Origin of the sequence: Streptomyces sp. NPDC047081 (assembly GCF_040643775.1) — a bacterium.
Taxonomy (GTDB): Bacteria; Actinomycetota; Actinomycetes; order Streptomycetales; family Streptomycetaceae; genus Streptomyces.
On record NZ_JBEYUY010000004.1, the window covers coordinates 187,207 to 203,540 of the forward strand.

General features: G+C 72.9%; 15 protein-coding genes and 1 pseudogene. 4 read left to right on the forward strand and 12 right to left on the reverse strand.

From position 1 onward, the window contains the following. Positions 1-5 precede the first annotated feature (5 nt). On the reverse strand, positions 6-1,586 hold the full coding sequence (locus tag ABZ848_RS09225) for a methylmalonyl-CoA mutase family protein (RefSeq protein WP_360827774.1): 1,581 nt from the start codon (positions 1,584-1,586) through the stop codon (positions 6-8). Positions 1,587-1,655: 69 nt separating this feature from the next. Here ABZ848_RS09225 and ABZ848_RS09230 point away from each other — a divergent pair, with 69 nt between their 5' ends. After that, positions 1,656-2,684 (forward strand): enoyl-CoA hydratase/isomerase family protein, encoded by a 1,029-nt coding sequence (locus tag ABZ848_RS09230; RefSeq protein WP_360827777.1) that lies wholly within the window; start codon positions 1,656-1,658, stop codon positions 2,682-2,684. Further along, positions 2,674-4,059 (forward strand): amidohydrolase family protein, encoded by a 1,386-nt coding sequence (locus ABZ848_RS09235; protein WP_360827780.1) that lies wholly within the window; start codon positions 2,674-2,676, stop codon positions 4,057-4,059. The genes ABZ848_RS09230 and ABZ848_RS09235 overlap by 11 nt, the downstream gene beginning before the upstream one ends. A 16-nt stretch (positions 4,060-4,075) precedes the next feature. Here the strand turns inward: ABZ848_RS09235 and ABZ848_RS09240 are convergent, their stop codons facing one another. From ABZ848_RS09240 to mftA, 8 genes are read right to left on the reverse strand one after another with little or no spacing between them, the layout of a single operon-like run. Further along, positions 4,076-5,425 carry a CoA transferase gene (locus ABZ848_RS09240; RefSeq protein WP_360827783.1) on the reverse strand — a complete coding sequence of 450 codons (1,350 nt, stop codon included), beginning with the start codon at positions 5,423-5,425 and terminating at the stop codon, positions 4,076-4,078. Further along, on the reverse strand, positions 5,422-6,852 hold the full coding sequence (gene mftF / locus ABZ848_RS09245) for a mycofactocin biosynthesis glycosyltransferase MftF (RefSeq protein WP_360827786.1): 1,431 nt from the start codon (positions 6,850-6,852) through the stop codon (positions 5,422-5,424). The genes ABZ848_RS09240 and mftF overlap by 4 nt, the downstream gene beginning before the upstream one ends. Continuing rightward, positions 6,849-7,649 carry a mycofactocin-coupled SDR family oxidoreductase gene (locus ABZ848_RS09250; RefSeq protein ID WP_360827789.1) on the reverse strand — a complete coding sequence of 267 codons (801 nt, stop codon included), beginning with the start codon at positions 7,647-7,649 and terminating at the stop codon, positions 6,849-6,851. The genes mftF and ABZ848_RS09250 overlap by 4 nt, the downstream gene beginning before the upstream one ends. Beyond that, the gene (gene mftE, locus ABZ848_RS09255; RefSeq protein WP_360827792.1) at positions 7,646-8,329 is read right to left on the reverse strand and encodes a mycofactocin biosynthesis peptidyl-dipeptidase MftE; all 684 of its coding nucleotides are present in this window, start codon (positions 8,327-8,329) and stop codon (positions 7,646-7,648) included. The genes ABZ848_RS09250 and mftE overlap by 4 nt, the downstream gene beginning before the upstream one ends. After that, a complete protein-coding gene (gene mftD, locus ABZ848_RS09260) occupies positions 8,326-9,504 on the reverse strand; it encodes a pre-mycofactocin synthase MftD (RefSeq protein ID WP_360827795.1) in 1,179 nt (392 codons plus the stop codon). The genes mftE and mftD overlap by 4 nt, the downstream gene beginning before the upstream one ends. A 19-nt stretch (positions 9,505-9,523) precedes the next feature. Further along, complete coding sequence (mftC, locus tag ABZ848_RS09265; protein ID WP_360827798.1) at positions 9,524-10,744, reverse strand: mycofactocin radical SAM maturase; 1,221 nt, start codon at positions 10,742-10,744, stop codon at positions 9,524-9,526. Continuing rightward, complete coding sequence (gene mftB / locus ABZ848_RS09270) at positions 10,741-11,037, reverse strand: mycofactocin biosynthesis chaperone MftB (RefSeq protein ID WP_242767677.1); 297 nt, start codon at positions 11,035-11,037, stop codon at positions 10,741-10,743. Before mftB ends, mftC begins: the two co-directional genes overlap by 4 nt. 12 nt (positions 11,038-11,049) lie before the next feature. After that, positions 11,050-11,172, reverse strand: a complete 123-nt coding sequence (mftA, locus tag ABZ848_RS09275) for a mycofactocin precursor MftA (protein ID WP_360827801.1) — start codon at positions 11,170-11,172, stop codon at positions 11,050-11,052. 82 nt (positions 11,173-11,254) lie between these two features. Here mftA and mftR point away from each other — a divergent pair, with 82 nt between their 5' ends. Beyond that, on the forward strand, positions 11,255-11,884 hold the full coding sequence (gene mftR / locus ABZ848_RS09280; RefSeq protein WP_360827804.1) for a mycofactocin system transcriptional regulator: 630 nt from the start codon (positions 11,255-11,257) through the stop codon (positions 11,882-11,884). Positions 11,885-11,927: 43 nt separating this feature from the next. On the opposite strand, the pseudogene ABZ848_RS09285 reads toward mftR, so the two are convergent. Further along, a pseudogene (locus ABZ848_RS09285) lies at positions 11,928-12,149 on the reverse strand (type 1 glutamine amidotransferase domain-containing protein); the annotation flags it as partial. Positions 12,150-12,355: 206 nt separating this feature from the next. Between ABZ848_RS09285 and ABZ848_RS09290 the strand changes: the two are divergent. Beyond that, positions 12,356-14,527, forward strand: coding sequence for a hypothetical protein (locus ABZ848_RS09290; RefSeq protein WP_360827807.1), 2,172 nt, complete (start codon positions 12,356-12,358; stop codon positions 14,525-14,527). A gap of 110 nt (positions 14,528-14,637) precedes the next feature. Here ABZ848_RS09290 and ABZ848_RS09295 read toward each other — a convergent pair whose 3' ends face one another. Together ABZ848_RS09295 and ABZ848_RS09300 are read right to left on the reverse strand one after the other, a co-directional pair. Continuing rightward, complete coding sequence (locus ABZ848_RS09295) at positions 14,638-15,507, reverse strand: fructosamine kinase family protein (RefSeq protein ID WP_360827810.1); 870 nt, start codon at positions 15,505-15,507, stop codon at positions 14,638-14,640. A gap of 110 nt (positions 15,508-15,617) precedes the next feature. Beyond that, positions 15,618-16,268 (reverse strand): phosphoribosyltransferase family protein, encoded by a 651-nt coding sequence (locus ABZ848_RS09300; protein ID WP_360828616.1) that lies wholly within the window; start codon positions 16,266-16,268, stop codon positions 15,618-15,620. Between the last annotated feature and the right edge of the window lie 66 nt (positions 16,269-16,334).

Consider the following 16,334-nt stretch of genomic DNA (forward strand, 5'->3'; position numbering starts at 1 on the left):
CGCCATCAGAACACCACCGGTTGCTGGAACTCGCCCCACACGTCCTTGAGCGCCGTGACCATCTCGCCGACCGTGCAGTAGGCGTTGGCACAGTCGACGAGGGGGCCCATGAGGTTGTCGCTGCCCTCGGCGGCACGGGAGAGGGCAGCCAGCCGGTCGCGCACGGCGGCCGGATCGCGCTCGGACTTGACCCGGGCCAGCCGCTCCAGCTGGGTCTCGCGGCCCTTGGCATCGAGCTCGTAGGTGGCGACGTCTGGAGCGGGCTCGTTCTCGTCGACGTACCGGTTGACGCCGACGACGGGCCGGACGCCCGCCTCGACGTCCTGGTGCACGCGGTAGGCCTCGTCGGCGATGAGCCCCTGCAGATAACCGTCCTCGATCGCCCGGACCATGCCGCCGTGCGCCTCCAGGTCGGCCATGATCTCGACGATCCGCTCCTCGGTGGCGTCGGTGAGCGCCTCGACGAAGTACGAGCCGCCGAGCGGGTCGGCCACCCGGGCCACGCCGGTCTCGTGGGCGAGGATCTGCTGCGTACGCAGGGCGAGGGTCGCCGACTCCTCGCTGGGCAGCGCGAAGGGCTCGTCCCAGGCGGCGGTGAACATGGACTGCACGCCACCGAGCACCGAGGCGAGCGCCTCGTAGGCGACCCGGACGGTGTTGTTGCGAGCCTGCGGGGCGTACAGCGAGGCGCCGCCGGCGACGCAGCCGAAGCGGAACATGGCCGCCTTGTCGGACGAGGCGCCGTACCGCTCCCGCACGATCGTCGCCCAACGCCTGCGCCCGGCACGGTACTTGGCGATCTCCTCGAAGAAGTCGCCGTGCGTGTAGAAGAAGAAGGAGACCTGCGGGGCGAACTGATCGATCGTCATACGGCCGCGTTCCAGCACCGTGTCGACATACGTCACCCCGTCGGCGAGCGTGAACGCCATCTCCTGCACGGCGTTGGCGCCCGCGTCCCGGAAATGCGCGCCGGCCACGGAAATCGCGTTGAACTTCGGCACCTCGGCCGCGCAGAACTCGATGGTGTCGGCGATGAGCCTGAGCGACGGCTCCGGCGGCCAGATCCAGGTGCCGCGGGAGGCGTACTCCTTGAGGATGTCGTTCTGGATGGTGCCGGTGAGCTTCGCCCGGGGCACGCCCCTGCGCTCTGCGGCGGCCACGTAGAAGGCGAGCAGGATCGCCGCCGTGCCGTTGATGGTGAAGCTGGTGCTGATCCGGTCCAGCGGGATGCCCTCGAACAGCACCTCGGCGTCCGCGAGGGTGTCGACGGCGACGCCGACCCGGCCGACCTCCTCGCTCACCTCCGGGTCGTCGGAGTCGTAGCCGCACTGGGTGGGCAGGTCGAGCGCCACCGAGAGGCCGGTGCCGCCCTGCTCCAGCAGATAGCGGTAGCGCCGGTTCGACTCCTCCGCGGTGCCGAAGCCGGAGTACTGCCTGAGCGTCCACAGCCGCCCCCGGTAGCCGGAGGAGTAGTTGCCGCGCGTGAAGGGGAACGCGCCCGGTGCGGGCGGCTCGGCAGCCCGGTCGGCCGGCCCGTAGACCGGCTTGAGCGGGATGCCCGACGAGGTCTGGGCGAAGTCATTCATCGCCGGATACGGTACTTGCGAAAAATGAGAATGCCAATACCGGCAGAGAGAATCGACTACGCTGGCCGGATGGAACGGACCGGCGTCGACGAAGGGCTGCGGCTCGCCCCTGACGGACGCCCGGAGGCACCGGTCCGGCGCCTCGATCTCGACGACTGGCAGGGCGAGGACCCGGCGGCCGCCGCGGAGCGGGTGCGCGAGTCCCTGTCGCTCACGATCGGGGTGGCGACACGGCAGCCAGCGGAGCGCCTACGCCCCCTGCTGGACGCGCTCACACTGACGCTCGCCGGTCCTCAAGTGGCCCCGGACGACCGGGCGTTGATGCCGGCGGAGGACCCGGAGAAGGCGTACGCCACCCTGGCCCAGGCCGTCGACCGAAACCCGCAGGCGGCCCTGGCCCTGGGCCAGCTCCTGCGGCAGACTCCGTCCCTCGGCACCCTCCAGGGACTGGCGGCCGAAGCGGCGGCGTACTCGATGCTGCTGGGCGGAACCGAGTTCGCGGCCTGGCTGGACGGCCGAAGGACGGCACCCGCCACGGACGAACGGCCCTGCGTCCGCGTGGACCGGAACGGCGATCGCCTGTCGGTCCTCCTCGACCGGCCGGAACGACGGAACGCGTTCAGCTTCCGCATGCGCGAGGAGCTGTACGAGGCCCTTGAGCTCGCGGTCCTCGACGACACGATCGCAGAGGTCGAACTCACCGGTACCGGGCCTGTGTTCAGCAGCGGCGGCGATCTCGCCGAGTTCGGCACCGCCCGTGATCCGGTCGCCGCGTACCTGGTCCGCCTGGACCGGGCGCCGTGGCGGCTGATCCACCGGCTGCGGGACCGGATGACGGTCCGCGTCCAGGGCGCTGCGGTCGGCGCGGGCATCGAGATGGCCGCGTTCGCCGGGCGGGTGGTCGCCTCGCCGGACACGTTCTTCCTGCTGCCCGAGGTGGCGATGGGGCTGGTGCCGGGCGCGGGCGGGACCGTGAGCGTGCCGCGCCGGATCGGGCGGTGGCGGGCGGCGTGGATGATCCTGAGCGGGGCCCGGACCGATGCCACGACCGCGCTCCGGTGGGGGCTGATCGACGAGATCGACGACCATGACCAGTGAGGCGCTGCTCCTGCGCGGAGTGGAGCGCTACCCGGCGGAGGGGCTGGTCGACGTCCGGGTCCGGGCGGGGGTGGTGGCGGAGATCGGCCGTCAACTCCCTTCCATGGAAGGCGAGTTGGTCGTACGAGGAGATGGTGGCGCTCTGCTGCCGGGGCTGGCCGATCATCATCTCCACCTCGCGGCGATGGCGGCGGCCGAGGCCTCGGTCGACCTGGCCGGTGTCCCGCGGGCGCGGCTGGCGGCGGTGTTCGCGGCGGCCCGGGTGGCCGAGGACGGGTGGGTGCGGGCGGTCGGGTACGACGACGTGGTCCACGGTGAGCTGGACCGGGATGTGCTGGACGGGTTCGGTGGCGGGGTGCCGGTGCGGGTGCAGCACCGTTCCGGGGCGCTGTGGGTGGTGAACTCGGCCGGACTGGCGCGGCTCGGGGACCATGAGGGCGTCGAGCGGGATGCCGGCGGGCGGCCGACGGGGCGGTTGTGGCGGGCGGACGCGTGGTTGCGGGCGGCGATCGGGGGGCGGCGGCCGTCGCTGCGGGCAGTGGGGGCGCGGCTGGCCGCGTTCGGGGTGACGCATGTCGCGGATGCCACGCCGGACGCGGGAGCGGCCGAGGTCATCGCCGATGCGGTACGGCGGGACGAGCTGCCCCAGCACGTCATGGTGATGGCCGCCGACGCGGGCCCATCGGCGCACCCTCGCCTGACCGTCGGCCCGGTGAAGCTGGTCGCCGCCGATCACGCCCTCCCCGACCTGGACGACCTCACGGACCGCGTCCGCCGCGCGCATGCCAACGGTCGTCCCGTGGCCGTGCACTGCGTGACCCGCACGGCCCTGGCCCTGACGCTGGCGGCGCTGGACGCGGCGGGCGTGGTCGAGGGCGACCGGGTGGAGCACTGCGCGGTCGCCGACCCGGCCGCGGCGAAGGAACTGGCGGCGCGGGGCATCCGGGTGGTCACCCAGCCGACGCTCGTCGCCCGGCGCGGCGACGACTACTGGGACCGCGTGGAGCCCGAGGACCGGCAGGATCTGTGGCGGTACGGCGGCCTGCTGCGCGCTGGCGTCCGGGTGGCGCCGAGCAGCGACGCGCCGTACGGGGACCCGGATCCCTGGGCCTGCCTACGGGCGGCGACCGAGCGGACGACGCCCTCGGGGCGGGTGCTCGGTCCCGACGAGCGGGTCCCTGCGGAGACGGTGCTGCGCGGCCTGCTGTCACCGCTGGACGACCCTGGGGGTGCCGAGCGGCGGATCGTGGAGGGCGGGGCGGCCGACCTCGTACTGCTGGACCGGCCGCTGGGCGAGGTGTTGCGGGCGCCGGATGCCGGTCTGGTGCGGGGGACGTTCATCGGGGGGCGGGTCGTGTACGGCGACTTTGGGTGACGGGCGCTTCCCGGCTTCAGCGGGCGGACGCATCCAGGTCTCGGTCGGCGGCCACTCCCGGCTCTCGGGTGACGGCCACCTCCGCCAGCACCCGGGCGGTGTCGGCGCCCATCGCGGCGGCTCGGCCCGCCGGTGCCGGTGTGCGCGGCGGGCGTACCGGCGCGGTCCGGCCGAGCGCCGAGCATTCCACCTTGCCGTCGCTCACCGTATGCGGCCCATGCCCGACCGGCCCCGCCCCAGCGAACACCGCCGCCACATCCCGCATCGACACATCGATCAGCTGCCCCCCGCCCACAGCAACGGACCCCATCACCCCCAACGCGGCCACCAGCCCCGTCAGCGGATCGGCCACCGCGTCCGCGCAGAACACCGGCTCTCCCCCGGACCAGCCCACCAACCCACCCGCGACAGCCGCGTCATCGCCGAAGGCGACCCGGTCGGCATGCCTGCGCCCATACCCCGTGATGCTCACCCACACCTTGCCCGCCCGATGCCCGAGCCGCTCCGGCGCCAGCCCCAACTGGCCCAACGCCCGCGGCCGTGAGGCCTCGATCACCACGTCCGCGGCACGCACCAACTCGGCGAGCGCGGCCCGCCCTTCGCCCGTGGTGAAGTCGACGGCGACGCTCTCGTGCCCGGCGTGGAGCCAGTCGTAGAAGGTCCGGCTGCCGGACCGCGCGCCGTCAGGCCGCCGTGTGCTCTCCACCTTCACGATCCGGGCGCCCGCCTGGCCCAGCAGTCGGGCGCACAGCGGGCCTGCCCAGAGGGAGGAGAGGTCCACGACGAGGGCGCGATCGAGGCGCAACGCGCGGTCTGGCGGGGCGATACGGGTGACCCTCCAAGGGACGGCAGTAAATTCGGGCGCCAGCGCTGCGACTGGCAGCCCGAACTGCCGTACATGCGCGGCGAATTCATCCGCCTTCGTGCCTCGCACCGCCGCAGTGAGCGCCGCCCAAGGGTCAGGCATCTCGGCCCGCCCCAGAATCGCGGGGACGAGTTCCAGATCGTCAGGGCGGCTGAGGGTCAGCGCACACCAACCGTCGGAGGCCTCCAGCAGCCTGGTCGCACCGCCCGCCGATGTTCGCCCCCGGCGAGTCAGGTTCCTGGCGCCCGCCCGACCGGTGAGCAACAGAGCCAGATCGGGGTGGACGGGAGCGCCGATCCGGGTGCTCAGCCAGGTCAGAGCAGCCCCGGCCTCCCGCAGCAGAGGCCACATCGAACCGGGCGAGACCACAGGCGGTCCGTCCCCATGCCCGGTGAGGGCCATGGCGCCGGAGGTGGCCCAGTCGAGGTTCGGACACCCGTCGTCCGGGACCGGCGGAGGCGTCAACTCACCCACATCCCGCAGCCACCGCCGCACACTCACCGTTCCCCCCTCCCCCGAATCTCCGGCAGCAGACAGCGGACCGACCTCCCCCGAACCGCCCCCGCCCACACCCCGGCCCCATAGGCGAGGTCATCCACCCGCCGCGCAAGGACGAAACGCGCCCGGTCCAACTCCGGTGCACAGCGCCGGTGTTCAAGGAGCCCGTCGACCACCGCCGCCACCGTCGTCGCCCGCCGCACCCTCCGGGACACCAAGCACCCGGCCGCCGTCAACGGCCACCAGTGCCGCAGCAGCAGAGCCGCCGTCTGCTCCGCCGTGGCCGCGAGGCCCAGCCCGGTGAGGGAGGCCGCGAGGCGCCGCGGATCGGCGGTTCCGGCCGTGATGTCCCGGGTGTAGCCGCGGGTCACGCCGAGGGCGACCGCGCCGGCGACCGGTACCGACCAGGCGCGTTGCGCGAGCAGGGCGGCGGCGATCGCGGCGGCCCACGGGGTGAGCGTGGCCGGTGCGATCGCGGCACCGTGGCGTTCGGCGAGTGCGTGCGCTCCGGTGCCGTAATAGGCCTTGCGCGCAAGCCACTTGGTGAAGCGGGTGCGGTGGTCGTGCCGGACGGTCACCGTGGGGTCGTAGCGGATACGTCGTCCCTCGGCGGCCAGCCGCCAGACCAGGTCGACGTCCTCGGCGACCCGCAGGCGCTCGTCGAATCCGGCGCCGAGCGCGTCGACCCGGGCGACCAGGCAGGCGCTGGGGATCCAGGCGACGCGGGAGCGGGGGTGGACGAGGGCGGGGTGCGGGCCGAGGTCGAGGGAGGAGCGGGCGGCTTCGTAGCGCGACAGCCAGCCGGGGGCCGGGGTTTCGAGGCCGAGGACGCGGGGTGCGACGACGGCCAGTCGGGGGTCGTTGAAGTGGCGCAGGAGGGTGGGCAGGGTGTCGGGGGTGAGGACGACGTCCGAGTCGGTGAAGGCGACATAGGGCGTACGGACCTGGCGCAGGCCTGCGTTGCGGGCCGCCGCCGGGCCGCGGTTCTCGGCGAGGGCGATCAGCCGGGCGCCGTGGCGGGCGGCGACGCGGGCCACGGCAAGGGGGGCGCGGGAGCCGTCGTCGACCACGATGACCGGCGTCGGGCCGCCGATGCCCGCGAGCAGCCGGTCCAACTCCTGGGCGCGGTCCCGGACCGGGACGACGACGGTCACCAACGCCGTCTCGACGGGCGGGAGTTCGGCCACGACCGGGTGGGCCATGCCCAGGGCGACGAGACGGTCCGCGAGCCGGGCGGCGGGGCGGCTGTCGAGGCGGATGCGGCCCTTCTTCAGCAAGGGCCCGGCTGCGGCGGCGAGGCGTACGAGTCGGGGCGGCGCCCCGCCGACGAGGACGCGTCCGCCGTCGTACTGCCTTACCTGCGAGCCGAGTTCGACGACGGACCCGGGCGGCAGGCCCGGTCCTGCGGTGGTCGTCCCCGGTGTCGTCATCCGCGGAAACCTCCCTCGGCGCTCATGACGGAGCCGTTGGCGACGCCTCCGTGGGGCGAGCAGCAGTAGGCGATGAGGGAGGCGACCTCTTCCGGTTCGATGAGGCGGCCCTGGAGCTGTGAGTCGGTGAAGGCCTCGACGTCGTCCAGGTCGTAGAGCGCGGCCGTCGCCCGCAGCATGTCGGTGCGGGTGGAGCCCGGGGAGACGGCCACCGCGGTCACGCCGGTGTTGACGAGGTCGGCGGCCAGGCCGCGGACCAGCCCGACGACGGCGTGCTTGGCGGCGCCGTAACCGCTGAGGTGGAACAGTCCGCGGGTGCCGGCGGCCGAGGCGACGGCGACGAACCGGCAGCCGCTCGGGGCGGGCCCGGCGATGAAGTGCGGGACGCAGACGGCCGCGGTGTTCCAGACGCCGAGGACGTCGACCTCCCACAGGGTGCGCAGGTCGGCTTCGGGGGTCTCCCAGAGGGGCCGGCCGCCGTTGATGACGGCCGCCGCGGCGACGGCTGCGTCGAGCCGGCCGAACCGCTCGACCGCCTTGGCCGCGGCCCGCTCCAGGGCGGCCCGGTCGCGTACGTCGGCCATCTCCGCCAGCACCTGGCCGGGGTGTTCCGCGGCGAGTTTCTCCAGGTCCTCCCGGGTGGCGAGGCTGTAGTTCACGCCGTGGCCGCGGTCCGGGCCGTCCGCGGCGCAGCTGTCCAGGGCGAGGACCGCGTACCCGTCGGCGCAGAGGGCGCGGACCGTCGCGGCGCCGATGCCGCGGGCCGCGCCGGTCACGAGTGCCACGCGTCCGGTCACCGTCGTGTCTCCTCGGTCTGGAGGCGGGCGGTGACTTCTGCGACCAAGGCGTCGAAGAGGCGTGCCCCCTCCTCGCCGGTCGCGGTCGTCGGATCGCCGAGCACTCCGGAGGCCGACACGGCCGCGACGCCCCCGGCTACGAGTGCGGGCATCAACTCCCGTATGGGCGTGGGGTTTCCGCGCCATGCCCGGTCCATGTGCACCAGTTCCGGGGCCAGATGGAGCATGAGGGAGGTCTCGGTGTGTCCGGCGTGGGCGTCGCCGCCCGGGGGAAAGCACTGCACATGGGCGACGTCCTGCCCCTCGGCCGACAGCTCACGCAGCGCGTCGGCCAAGCAAGTGGCGTTGCCGCCATGGCCGTTGAGGAAGACGACCCGCCCGGACCAGAGTGCCATCGACCGTACGAGTTCGATGAGCACGAACTTCAGCGCCTCGTTGCCGATGGAGACGGTCCCGGGGAAGCCCTGGTGCTCCCCGCTGGCCGCGTACACGACGGGCGGGGCCACGACGACCTCCCCCGGCAGCCGTTCCGCCACCGCGTGCGCGACGGCGTCCGCGATGCGCGTGTCCGTGTCCAACGGCAGGTGCGGGCCGTGCTGTTCGAAGGAGCCGAGCGGCACCAGGGCGAGGGGCCTGTCCGGTACGTCCGTCCAGGTGAGCCGCGCCAGGTCGGGCGTCATCCCCGCTCCGGAGCGCCGCGGGTGAAGCCCGGCGGGATCAGTACGTCGTCCGGGGTGAGGTCGTGGACGGAGCTGCGGCCGAGGCCGCGCAGGGCCGAGTCGATGCCGCCGGCCAGGACGTCGAGGACGTTCTCGACGCCCGCCTGTCCTCCGGCGGCGAGCCCCCAGAGGTAGGCGCGTCCGATGAGGACCGCCCGGGCGCCCAGGGCCAGGGCCTTGACGACGTCGCTGCCCCGTCGGACACCGCCGTCGAGCAGGACCTCGATCTGGTCGCCGACGGCCTGTGCCACCGCGGGCAGCAGGCGGATCGGTGCGGGCGTGGTGTCGAGGTTGTTGCCGCCGTGGTTGGAGACGGACAGCGCGGTGGCGCCGATGTCGACGGCGCGGCGGGCGTCGTCGATGCGCGAGATGCCCTTGAGGAGGAAGGGGCCCTGCCACTCGTCGCGCATCCAGCGCACGTCGTCCCAGCTGGGCGGCGGGGTGCCCATCCACTGCCCGTACGCGCCGAAGAAGGCGGGGGCGACGCCGTTCTCGTCGGCCAGGTTGGGGGTGGTCAGGTCGGGGAGGCTGCCGGAGCGGACGTAGTCGAGCAGCCAGCCGGGCCGGGACAGGCCCTGTGGGGCGAGCTTGGCCATCGCCTTGAGGTCGAGGCGTTCCGGGATCCAGGGGCTGCCCCAGTCGCGGCCGTGGGAGAAGGACCAGTCGAGAGTGACGATCAGTCCGGCCGCTCCGGCGGCGCGGGCGCGCTCCATGGCGCGGAGCATGGAGTCCTTGGAGCCCATCCAGTACATCTGGAAGAAGGTCTTCGGGTTCGCCGCCACGACCTCCTCGACCGGTTTGCTCGCGAACGAGCTGAGCCCCATCGCGGTGCCCCGCGCGGCAGCGGCCCGCGCGACCGCCAACTCGCCCTCGGGATGGACGGCTTGGACGCCGGTCGGCGAGATCACCACGGGCAGCGCGATCTCCTGGCCCATGACCGTCGTGGCCGTGGCCCGCTCGGCGGCGAGGTCGGCGACGTGCGGCGCGAAGCCCAGTTCCTGGAACGCGGCGGTGTTGTCGCGGTAGGACACGCCCGCCTCGGACCCGGCGAGCAGGGCGCTGTAGACGGACTTGGGGAGCCGCCGCTTCGCCCGCTGCTGGGCGTGCGCGACGGTCTCGAACCAACGGTGGCCCATGGGTGCCTCTCACAAGGGGTTACGGGAGTTCGGCGGGCCGGAATCCGGCCAGCGGGTGTTCCTCGCACGGGGAGACGGGCGGAGTGCGGGAGTCGTCCGGGCGCCCGCCGATCGACACGAACACGGGCTTGCGGCGGTGCGAGTGGTCCTGGCCGGGGGCGGGGACGGTACGTGCCGGATCCGCCAACGCCGTTTCGCCGTAACCCTGTACGCACTCGGGGTCGGGGCCGTCGAGCGGCAGCCCGGTGAAGAACTTCGCCGCCATGCAGCCGCCGCGGCAGGAGTCGTAGGCCGAGCAGCTGGTGCACGCGCCGCCGGTCTGCGGGCGCCGCAGGTCGGTGAAGAGGTCCGACTCGCGCCAGACCCGGGTGAAGCCGCCCTCGGCGCGGACGTTGCCGGCCTTGAAGGTGTCGTGGATGGCGAACGGGCAGGCGTACACGTCCCCGACCGGGTCGATCAGGCACACGACCCGCCCGGCGCCGCACAGGTTGAGGCCGGGCAGGGCGCCGCCGTACGCGGACAGGTGGAAGAAGGAGTCCCCGGTGAGGACGTCCTCGCCGTGCGCCAACAGCCAGTCGTAGAGCTGCCGTTGCTGTGCCGCGGTCGGGTGGAGCTCGTCCCACACGTCGGCGCCGCGGCCGGACGGACGCAGCCGGGTGAGCCGGAGCTGGGCGCCGTAGCGGTCGGCGAGGGCCTTGAAGTCGTCGAGCTGGCCGATGTTGTGGCGGGTGGCGACGACCGAGATCTTGAAGCCCCGGAAGCCTGCCGCCTGAAGGTTCTCCATGGCACGCAGGGCCGTGTCGTACGAACCCTTGCCGCGCACCGCGTCGTTGACCTCGGCGGTGGCGCCGTCCAGGGACAGCTGTACGTCGACGTAGTCGGAGGCGGCGAGCCTGCGGGCCGCCTCGGGGGTGATCTTGATGCCGTTGGTGGAGAACTTCACGCCGACGCGGTGGGCCGTGGCGTAGTCGACGAGTTCCCAGAAGTCGGGGCGGACGGTGGGTTCTCCGCCGCCGATGTTGACGTAGAAGACCTGCATGCGGGCGAGTTCGTCGATGACGGCCTTGCACTCGTCGGTGCTCAGCTCGTGCGGGTCGCGGCGGCCCGAGCTGGACAGGCAGTGGACGCAGGACAGGTTGCAGGCGTAGGTGAGTTCCCAGGTCAGGCAGATCGGCGCGTCGAGGCCGTACTGGAAGTGGTCCACCAGCCGGGCCGGGCGCGGGGGTGCGGGGGTTGTCATGGGGCCTCTCCGGGCCGAGGGGGCGTACGCCGCACGATCATGTGGGAGGTCGCCAGCGTCTCCAACGCGGCCCGGTAGCGGGCCAGTTCGTGGTCGTGGATGCCGGCGGTGCGGCAGGCGTCCGCGGCGCTGGGTTCGTCGGTCAGGAGGCGGACGGCGGCGAGGAGCCGGAGGTCCTTGAGGAACGACAGACGGCGGGTGCCGAAGTGGTAGAGCAGGGCGCCGAAGGGTTCCGGGCGGACCGCGACCTGGGGGTGCAGGGTCCAGGTCCCGGCCATGTCGAAGGACGGCATCGGAGAGCCGGCTCAGTACACGCCGCACATGCCGTCGATGGAGACCTCCTCGACGAGCAGGTCCTCCTCGACGAGTTCCGGCCCGGCCGGTTCCTGTTCGGCCGTACGCTCTTCGGTCTGCACGTCAACAGCCATGAGAAGCTCCCTCTCACTGCGAGATATGCAAGTTCTGTACCCCTCGGACCATAATGGCACCCGGTGCCGAAAGGAAGAGCGCGTGCTGAAATCCTCGGAGTCCCCCTCCGCCGAGCCGCCTTCCCGTGTGGGGCGGCGGCCGTCGACGTCCCGCGCGGAGCTGGAGCGGCACGCGCTGCGGCTGTTCGCCGAGCGGGGCTTCGACGAGGTGACCGTCGAGGACATCGCGGCCGCCGCCGGCATCGGCCGCCGTACCTTCTTCCGCTACTACAAGTCGAAGAACGACGCCGTGTGGGGCGACTTCGCGGGCGAGCTGCGGCGGATGCGGGAGGTCCTCGACGGCTACCCGCCCGGGACGCCGATGATGGACGCGCTGCGCGAGGCGATCGTCGACTTCAACCGGCTGGACGCCGCCCAGATCCCCTGGCACCGACTGCGGATGCGGCTGATCCTCGAAGTGCCCGCGCTCCAGGCGCACTCGACCCTGATGTACGCCGAATGGCGGGCGGTGGTAGCGGAGTTCGCCGCCCGGCGGCTGGGCGAGCCCGCGGATGCCCTGCTGCCGCAGGTGATCGCGTACGCCTGTCTGGGCGCCGCCGTGGCCGCCTACGAGCAGTGGCTGCGCCAGGACGGCTCCGACCTCGCCGCGTTCCTGGACGAGGCGCTGCGGGCACTGGCGCCCGGATTCGGGGAGGCGCCCGCCGAAGGCTGACTAGGGCGAAGTGCCGCTGTCTATCTGGACAGTTGACGGAATGTCAGCCCAGCTTCTTCAGCAGCTCGGTGGCGAGCGGTACGGAGGAGGCCGGGTTCTGGCCGGTGACGAGGTTGTCGTCAACGGCGACGTTCGGGGCACACGGCTCGCCGACCTGGACCTGCACGCCGGCCTCGGTCAGCCGGTCCTGGAGCAGCCACTTGGCCTTGTAGGCGAACCCGGCCTGGGTCTCCTCGGCGTTGACGGCGAGGGTCGAGGCGGCCACGAGGTAGCCGAGGAACCGTCGGCGGCCGATACCCTCCGGGACCACCGGGCGTTCGTGTGCTTCCATCGGCGGTCCTCCCGGCCCGTGCTCCGCTCCGTCGCGGACCACCACTGCGCATCTGCGGCACCTGGCGCGAAAGATCCCCGGCGGGTTCCTCACAGAAAACCCACATGCGCCGTTCGACGGTCCTCTGCGACGATTCCGGAATGTCCCACCGACTCGAACCGCTGGTCATCCGGCACACCCACCGCCTTCCCCTGCCCACCGGCCCGTCCGGTCAAGGGGACGTCGCGGCGCGCCAGTTCGACGCCGTGCTGATGTCTGCGGGCTTCAAGCTCTCGGCGGAGCTGCTTCAGCGGCTGTCGGGACTGTCCGAGGGCACGGTCGTCGACATCGCCGTCCGTACGCTGCGCACCGTCCGGGAGATGGTCGGCGACCATGTGCGGCACAACGTCTACTTCGTCGACTTCCCGGCCAACGTGCCGGACACCTTCGACTTCTGGATGCGCTGCATCACCGAGGCCCTCGCCGACGACGAGACGCGCGGGCGCTCCCTCACCCAGCTGGCGAGCGGTGTGGTGGACCTGCTCACCCTGCCGTCCTACGGCACCTACCGGCACACGTACGCCGAAATGCTCGCCCACCACGACGAGTTGATCGCCGCGGTCGGCGACCGCCTGACCGTCCTGCACCTCGGCGGGAAGGCCGAGGACGAGGTCACCGCCCTGTACCTGGCGCTGGCCGGCAGCAACACACCGCTCGGCGAGGACGGTCTGCACGACCTCCGGCTGCTCGCCGCGTACTGCGCGGACGGCCCGCAGCCGGAGGCGATACCGGTCCGGGAGAACCGCGCCGTGGTCAACGAGGCGCGTCTGTCGGCCGGTTCGGGCCTGCTCCTCGACACCGTGACCGACGTGCTGCGGCTGGCCTGCGCGCTGTCGGGCGGTGACGTGGCGCTCCAGGAGCCCACCCGTTTCCGCACCCTGCCGCGTCCGGTCCGGCGGGCGCTGCTGGCCGGTCTGGACTCCGTCGTCGCGGCGGCCCCCGCCAAGCTCGCCGACGTGTCCGTGCACCGCGAGCCGTGGAAGCGGCTCGGCGAGCGGCTGCACCCGCACGAGTACCCGCGGTGGCCGCACGCCGCCGAGGTGTTCGCCGTGGCGCGCGGCGAGCGGGAGGCGCGCTCCTTCGACAGCCGCGTCGAGGAACTGCTCGCCATGAACGACGTCATCGGGGCGACCGAACTCCTCACCTCCGCGCCGGGAAAGCTGTTCCGTTCGCTGGACCGGCTGCTGCGCATGGCGCTCGACCAGGACGAGCGGGACGCCGTGGTGGCCGCCGCGGAACTGGTCGCGCCGGAGGTGTCGGGGCGGGTGGTGCTGTCGGTGCGCGAGCACCTCCACAACCGTGCGGAGGAGACCGGCGAGCGCCGTGTCTTCGTCAACCGGCTCGGCCGCGCCTGGGTCACCGGCGACACCCGGCCGCCCGTGCTGCCGGCCGAGCGCAAGCGGCTGATCGCCGCCCTCGACGCGGAGATCGGCCGCCGACTCCCGCCCGTGGAACGGGTGTTGATCGACCCGGACGTCCTCGACGTCGCGCTCCCGCTGAGCGGCCGGGCGACCGCGGCGGGCCTCGGCGTGCTGCCGCGCGGCTCCGTCACCCCGGTCGACGGCGAGCTGCTTCGGTTCTTCGTTTACTGGAAGCAGACCGAACAGCGCACGGACTACGACCTGTCGGGGCTGCTGCTGGACGCCAAGTTGAACACCGTGTCCTGGCTGTCGTACACGTCTTTGAGCCGGTTCGAGGGCGAGCACTCCGGCGACATCACCGAAGCGCCCGACGGGGCCTCGGAGTTCATCAACCTGCGGCTGGGCGCGGTGCGGAGCACCTTCATCGTGCCGCAGGTCAACATCTACGCGGGCGAGGGCTTCGAGGAGTGCGAGGAGTCCTTCTTCGGCTTCATGCTGCGCGAGGGCGAGCAGCAGGGCCGGCCGTTCGAGCCGCGCACGGTGCGCATGAAGTCGGAGCTGCGCGGTCCCGGCCGGGTCGCGCTGCCGCTGGCGTTCCGCCGCGCGCGGGACGGCCGTTGGACCGCGAAGTGGCTGCACCTGTATCTGCGGGGCACCCCTTCGGCCAACCGGGTCGAGGAGAACCAGGTGACGGTGGCGACGCTGCTGCGGGGCATCGCCGACCGCGAGTACGTCAGCGTCCGGTATGTCACGGGTCTGCTGGCCGGGCGCGGGGCGACGGTGACGCTGTGGGACGGCCGGTCGATTCCGGAGGGCCCGGTCACCTACATCGGCATGGAACGGCCCGAGGGTCTGCACGCGGACTCGCGGGTCATCACCCCGGAAAATCTGCGCGACCTGATCCCGGAGTGACTGTTAGAGTCGGCGCAGGCGAGGCCATGAACGGGCTTCCTTCTCAAACTCCTTTCTGAAATAGCCCGTTCGCTTTCCTCGCCGCCGACTTGAGGCCCAGCCGCGACAGTTCAGCCGGCGAGTGCCGCCCGGGCCGCCGCCAGCGCCTGCTCGGCGTAACCGCGCCCGAACAGCACGGCGTGCACCAGCAGCGGGAACAGCTGGTGCAGCCCGATCCGCTCCCGCCACCCGTCCGCGAGCGGCGCCACCTGCCGATAACCGTCCAGCACGGTCTCCAGGTGCGGGCAGCCGAAGAGTTCGAGCATCGCCAGATCGGTCTCCCGGTGCCCGCCGTGCGCGGCCGGATCGATCAGCCAGGCGTGTCCGTCGGCGCCCCACAGCACATTGCCGTTCCAGAGGTCGCCGTGCAGCCGGGCCGGCGCCTCGGCGGGTCCGGCCAGCTCGGGCAGCCGCTCGCAGACCCGCTCGACGACGGCCGCCTCGGCGGGGCGGACGGTCCCCCGGTCGACGGCGGCACGCAGATACGGCAGCACACGGTGCTCGGCGTACCAGCGGGGCCAGTCGGAGCCGGGGTGATTGCCCATCGGCGCGAGCCCGATGTACGCGTCCACGGGACCACCGGGCGGCGGCGCCCCGAACGCGCCCGCACCGGTGGCATGCAGCGCGGCCAGCTCCCGCCCGAACACCTCGGCGGCCCGCGCCGAAGCCCGCCCTTGCGGCACCAGGTCGGTGACGAGCCAACGCCCGTCCTGGCCAAGCACGTTGGGGACACGAACCGCTCGGGCCTCGGCCAGCCACAGCAGCCCCGCCGCCTCCGCCGGCACCGCGCCGGGCTCCTCCGCGCGCTTGACGATCACCAACCGGCCGTCGTCAAGGGCGACTTCGGACACGGCACCGGAAACCCGCCGTTCACCGCGCACCGTACGCCCGGTGATCCGCGCGGCCGCCGCACCGGGCCCCTCAGCGGCCTGGGCGGTCATCCGGCGACCCACGGCCGGGGCGACGGGGACACGCTGCTGATACGACGGAGACGCACGAGCACCAGCCTACGGCCGCCCCGCGCACTCGCAGCGACGACGCTCGACGACGCTCAGTGACCGGCCGTCGCGTGGAGCACCCGCATGACCTCCTCGTCGGTCAGCTGGTCGAACTCCTGGTAGCAGAGGCCCACGGCCATGAAGGAGGCCGGCTGCCACAGGCAGAGCACCTCGTCGGCCTCGCCCCGCATCAGCTCCGCCGCCTCCGGGGAGCACACCGGCGCGGCCAGGACGACCCGGGCCGGGTTGTGGCGGCGCACGGCGCGCAGTGCGGCGCGGGCGGTCGAGCCGGTGGCGAGTCCGTCGTCCACGACGATCACCGTACGGCCCGCGAGGTCGGGGGCGGGGCGGCCCTGCCGGTAGCGTCGCTCACGGCGCTGGAGCTCCGCGCGCTCCCGTTCGACGACCGGGGCGAGCACCGCCTCGCCGAGGCCCAGCCGGTCGAGTGCCCGCTCGTCGAAGACCGGGTCGTCGCCGCCGGCGATCGCGCCGACGCCGAGTTCCTCCTGGAAAGGGGCGCCGATCTTCCGTACCACCAGCACGTCGAGCGGGGCGTCCAGCGCCCGCGCCACCTCCCGTGCCACGGCGACGCCACCACGTGGCAGGGCGAGGACGACAGGGTCGGGGAGATTCCCCTTCTTCTGTTCGGCACGCAGCCGCTCGGCCAGCTCCCGGCCGGCCTGCGCGCGGTCATGGAACTGCATCACGCTCACCTCTCCTTCCGGCATGCCCCGTATGCCCTTGCGGGGCGGGGGTACCCGTGGTGGTGA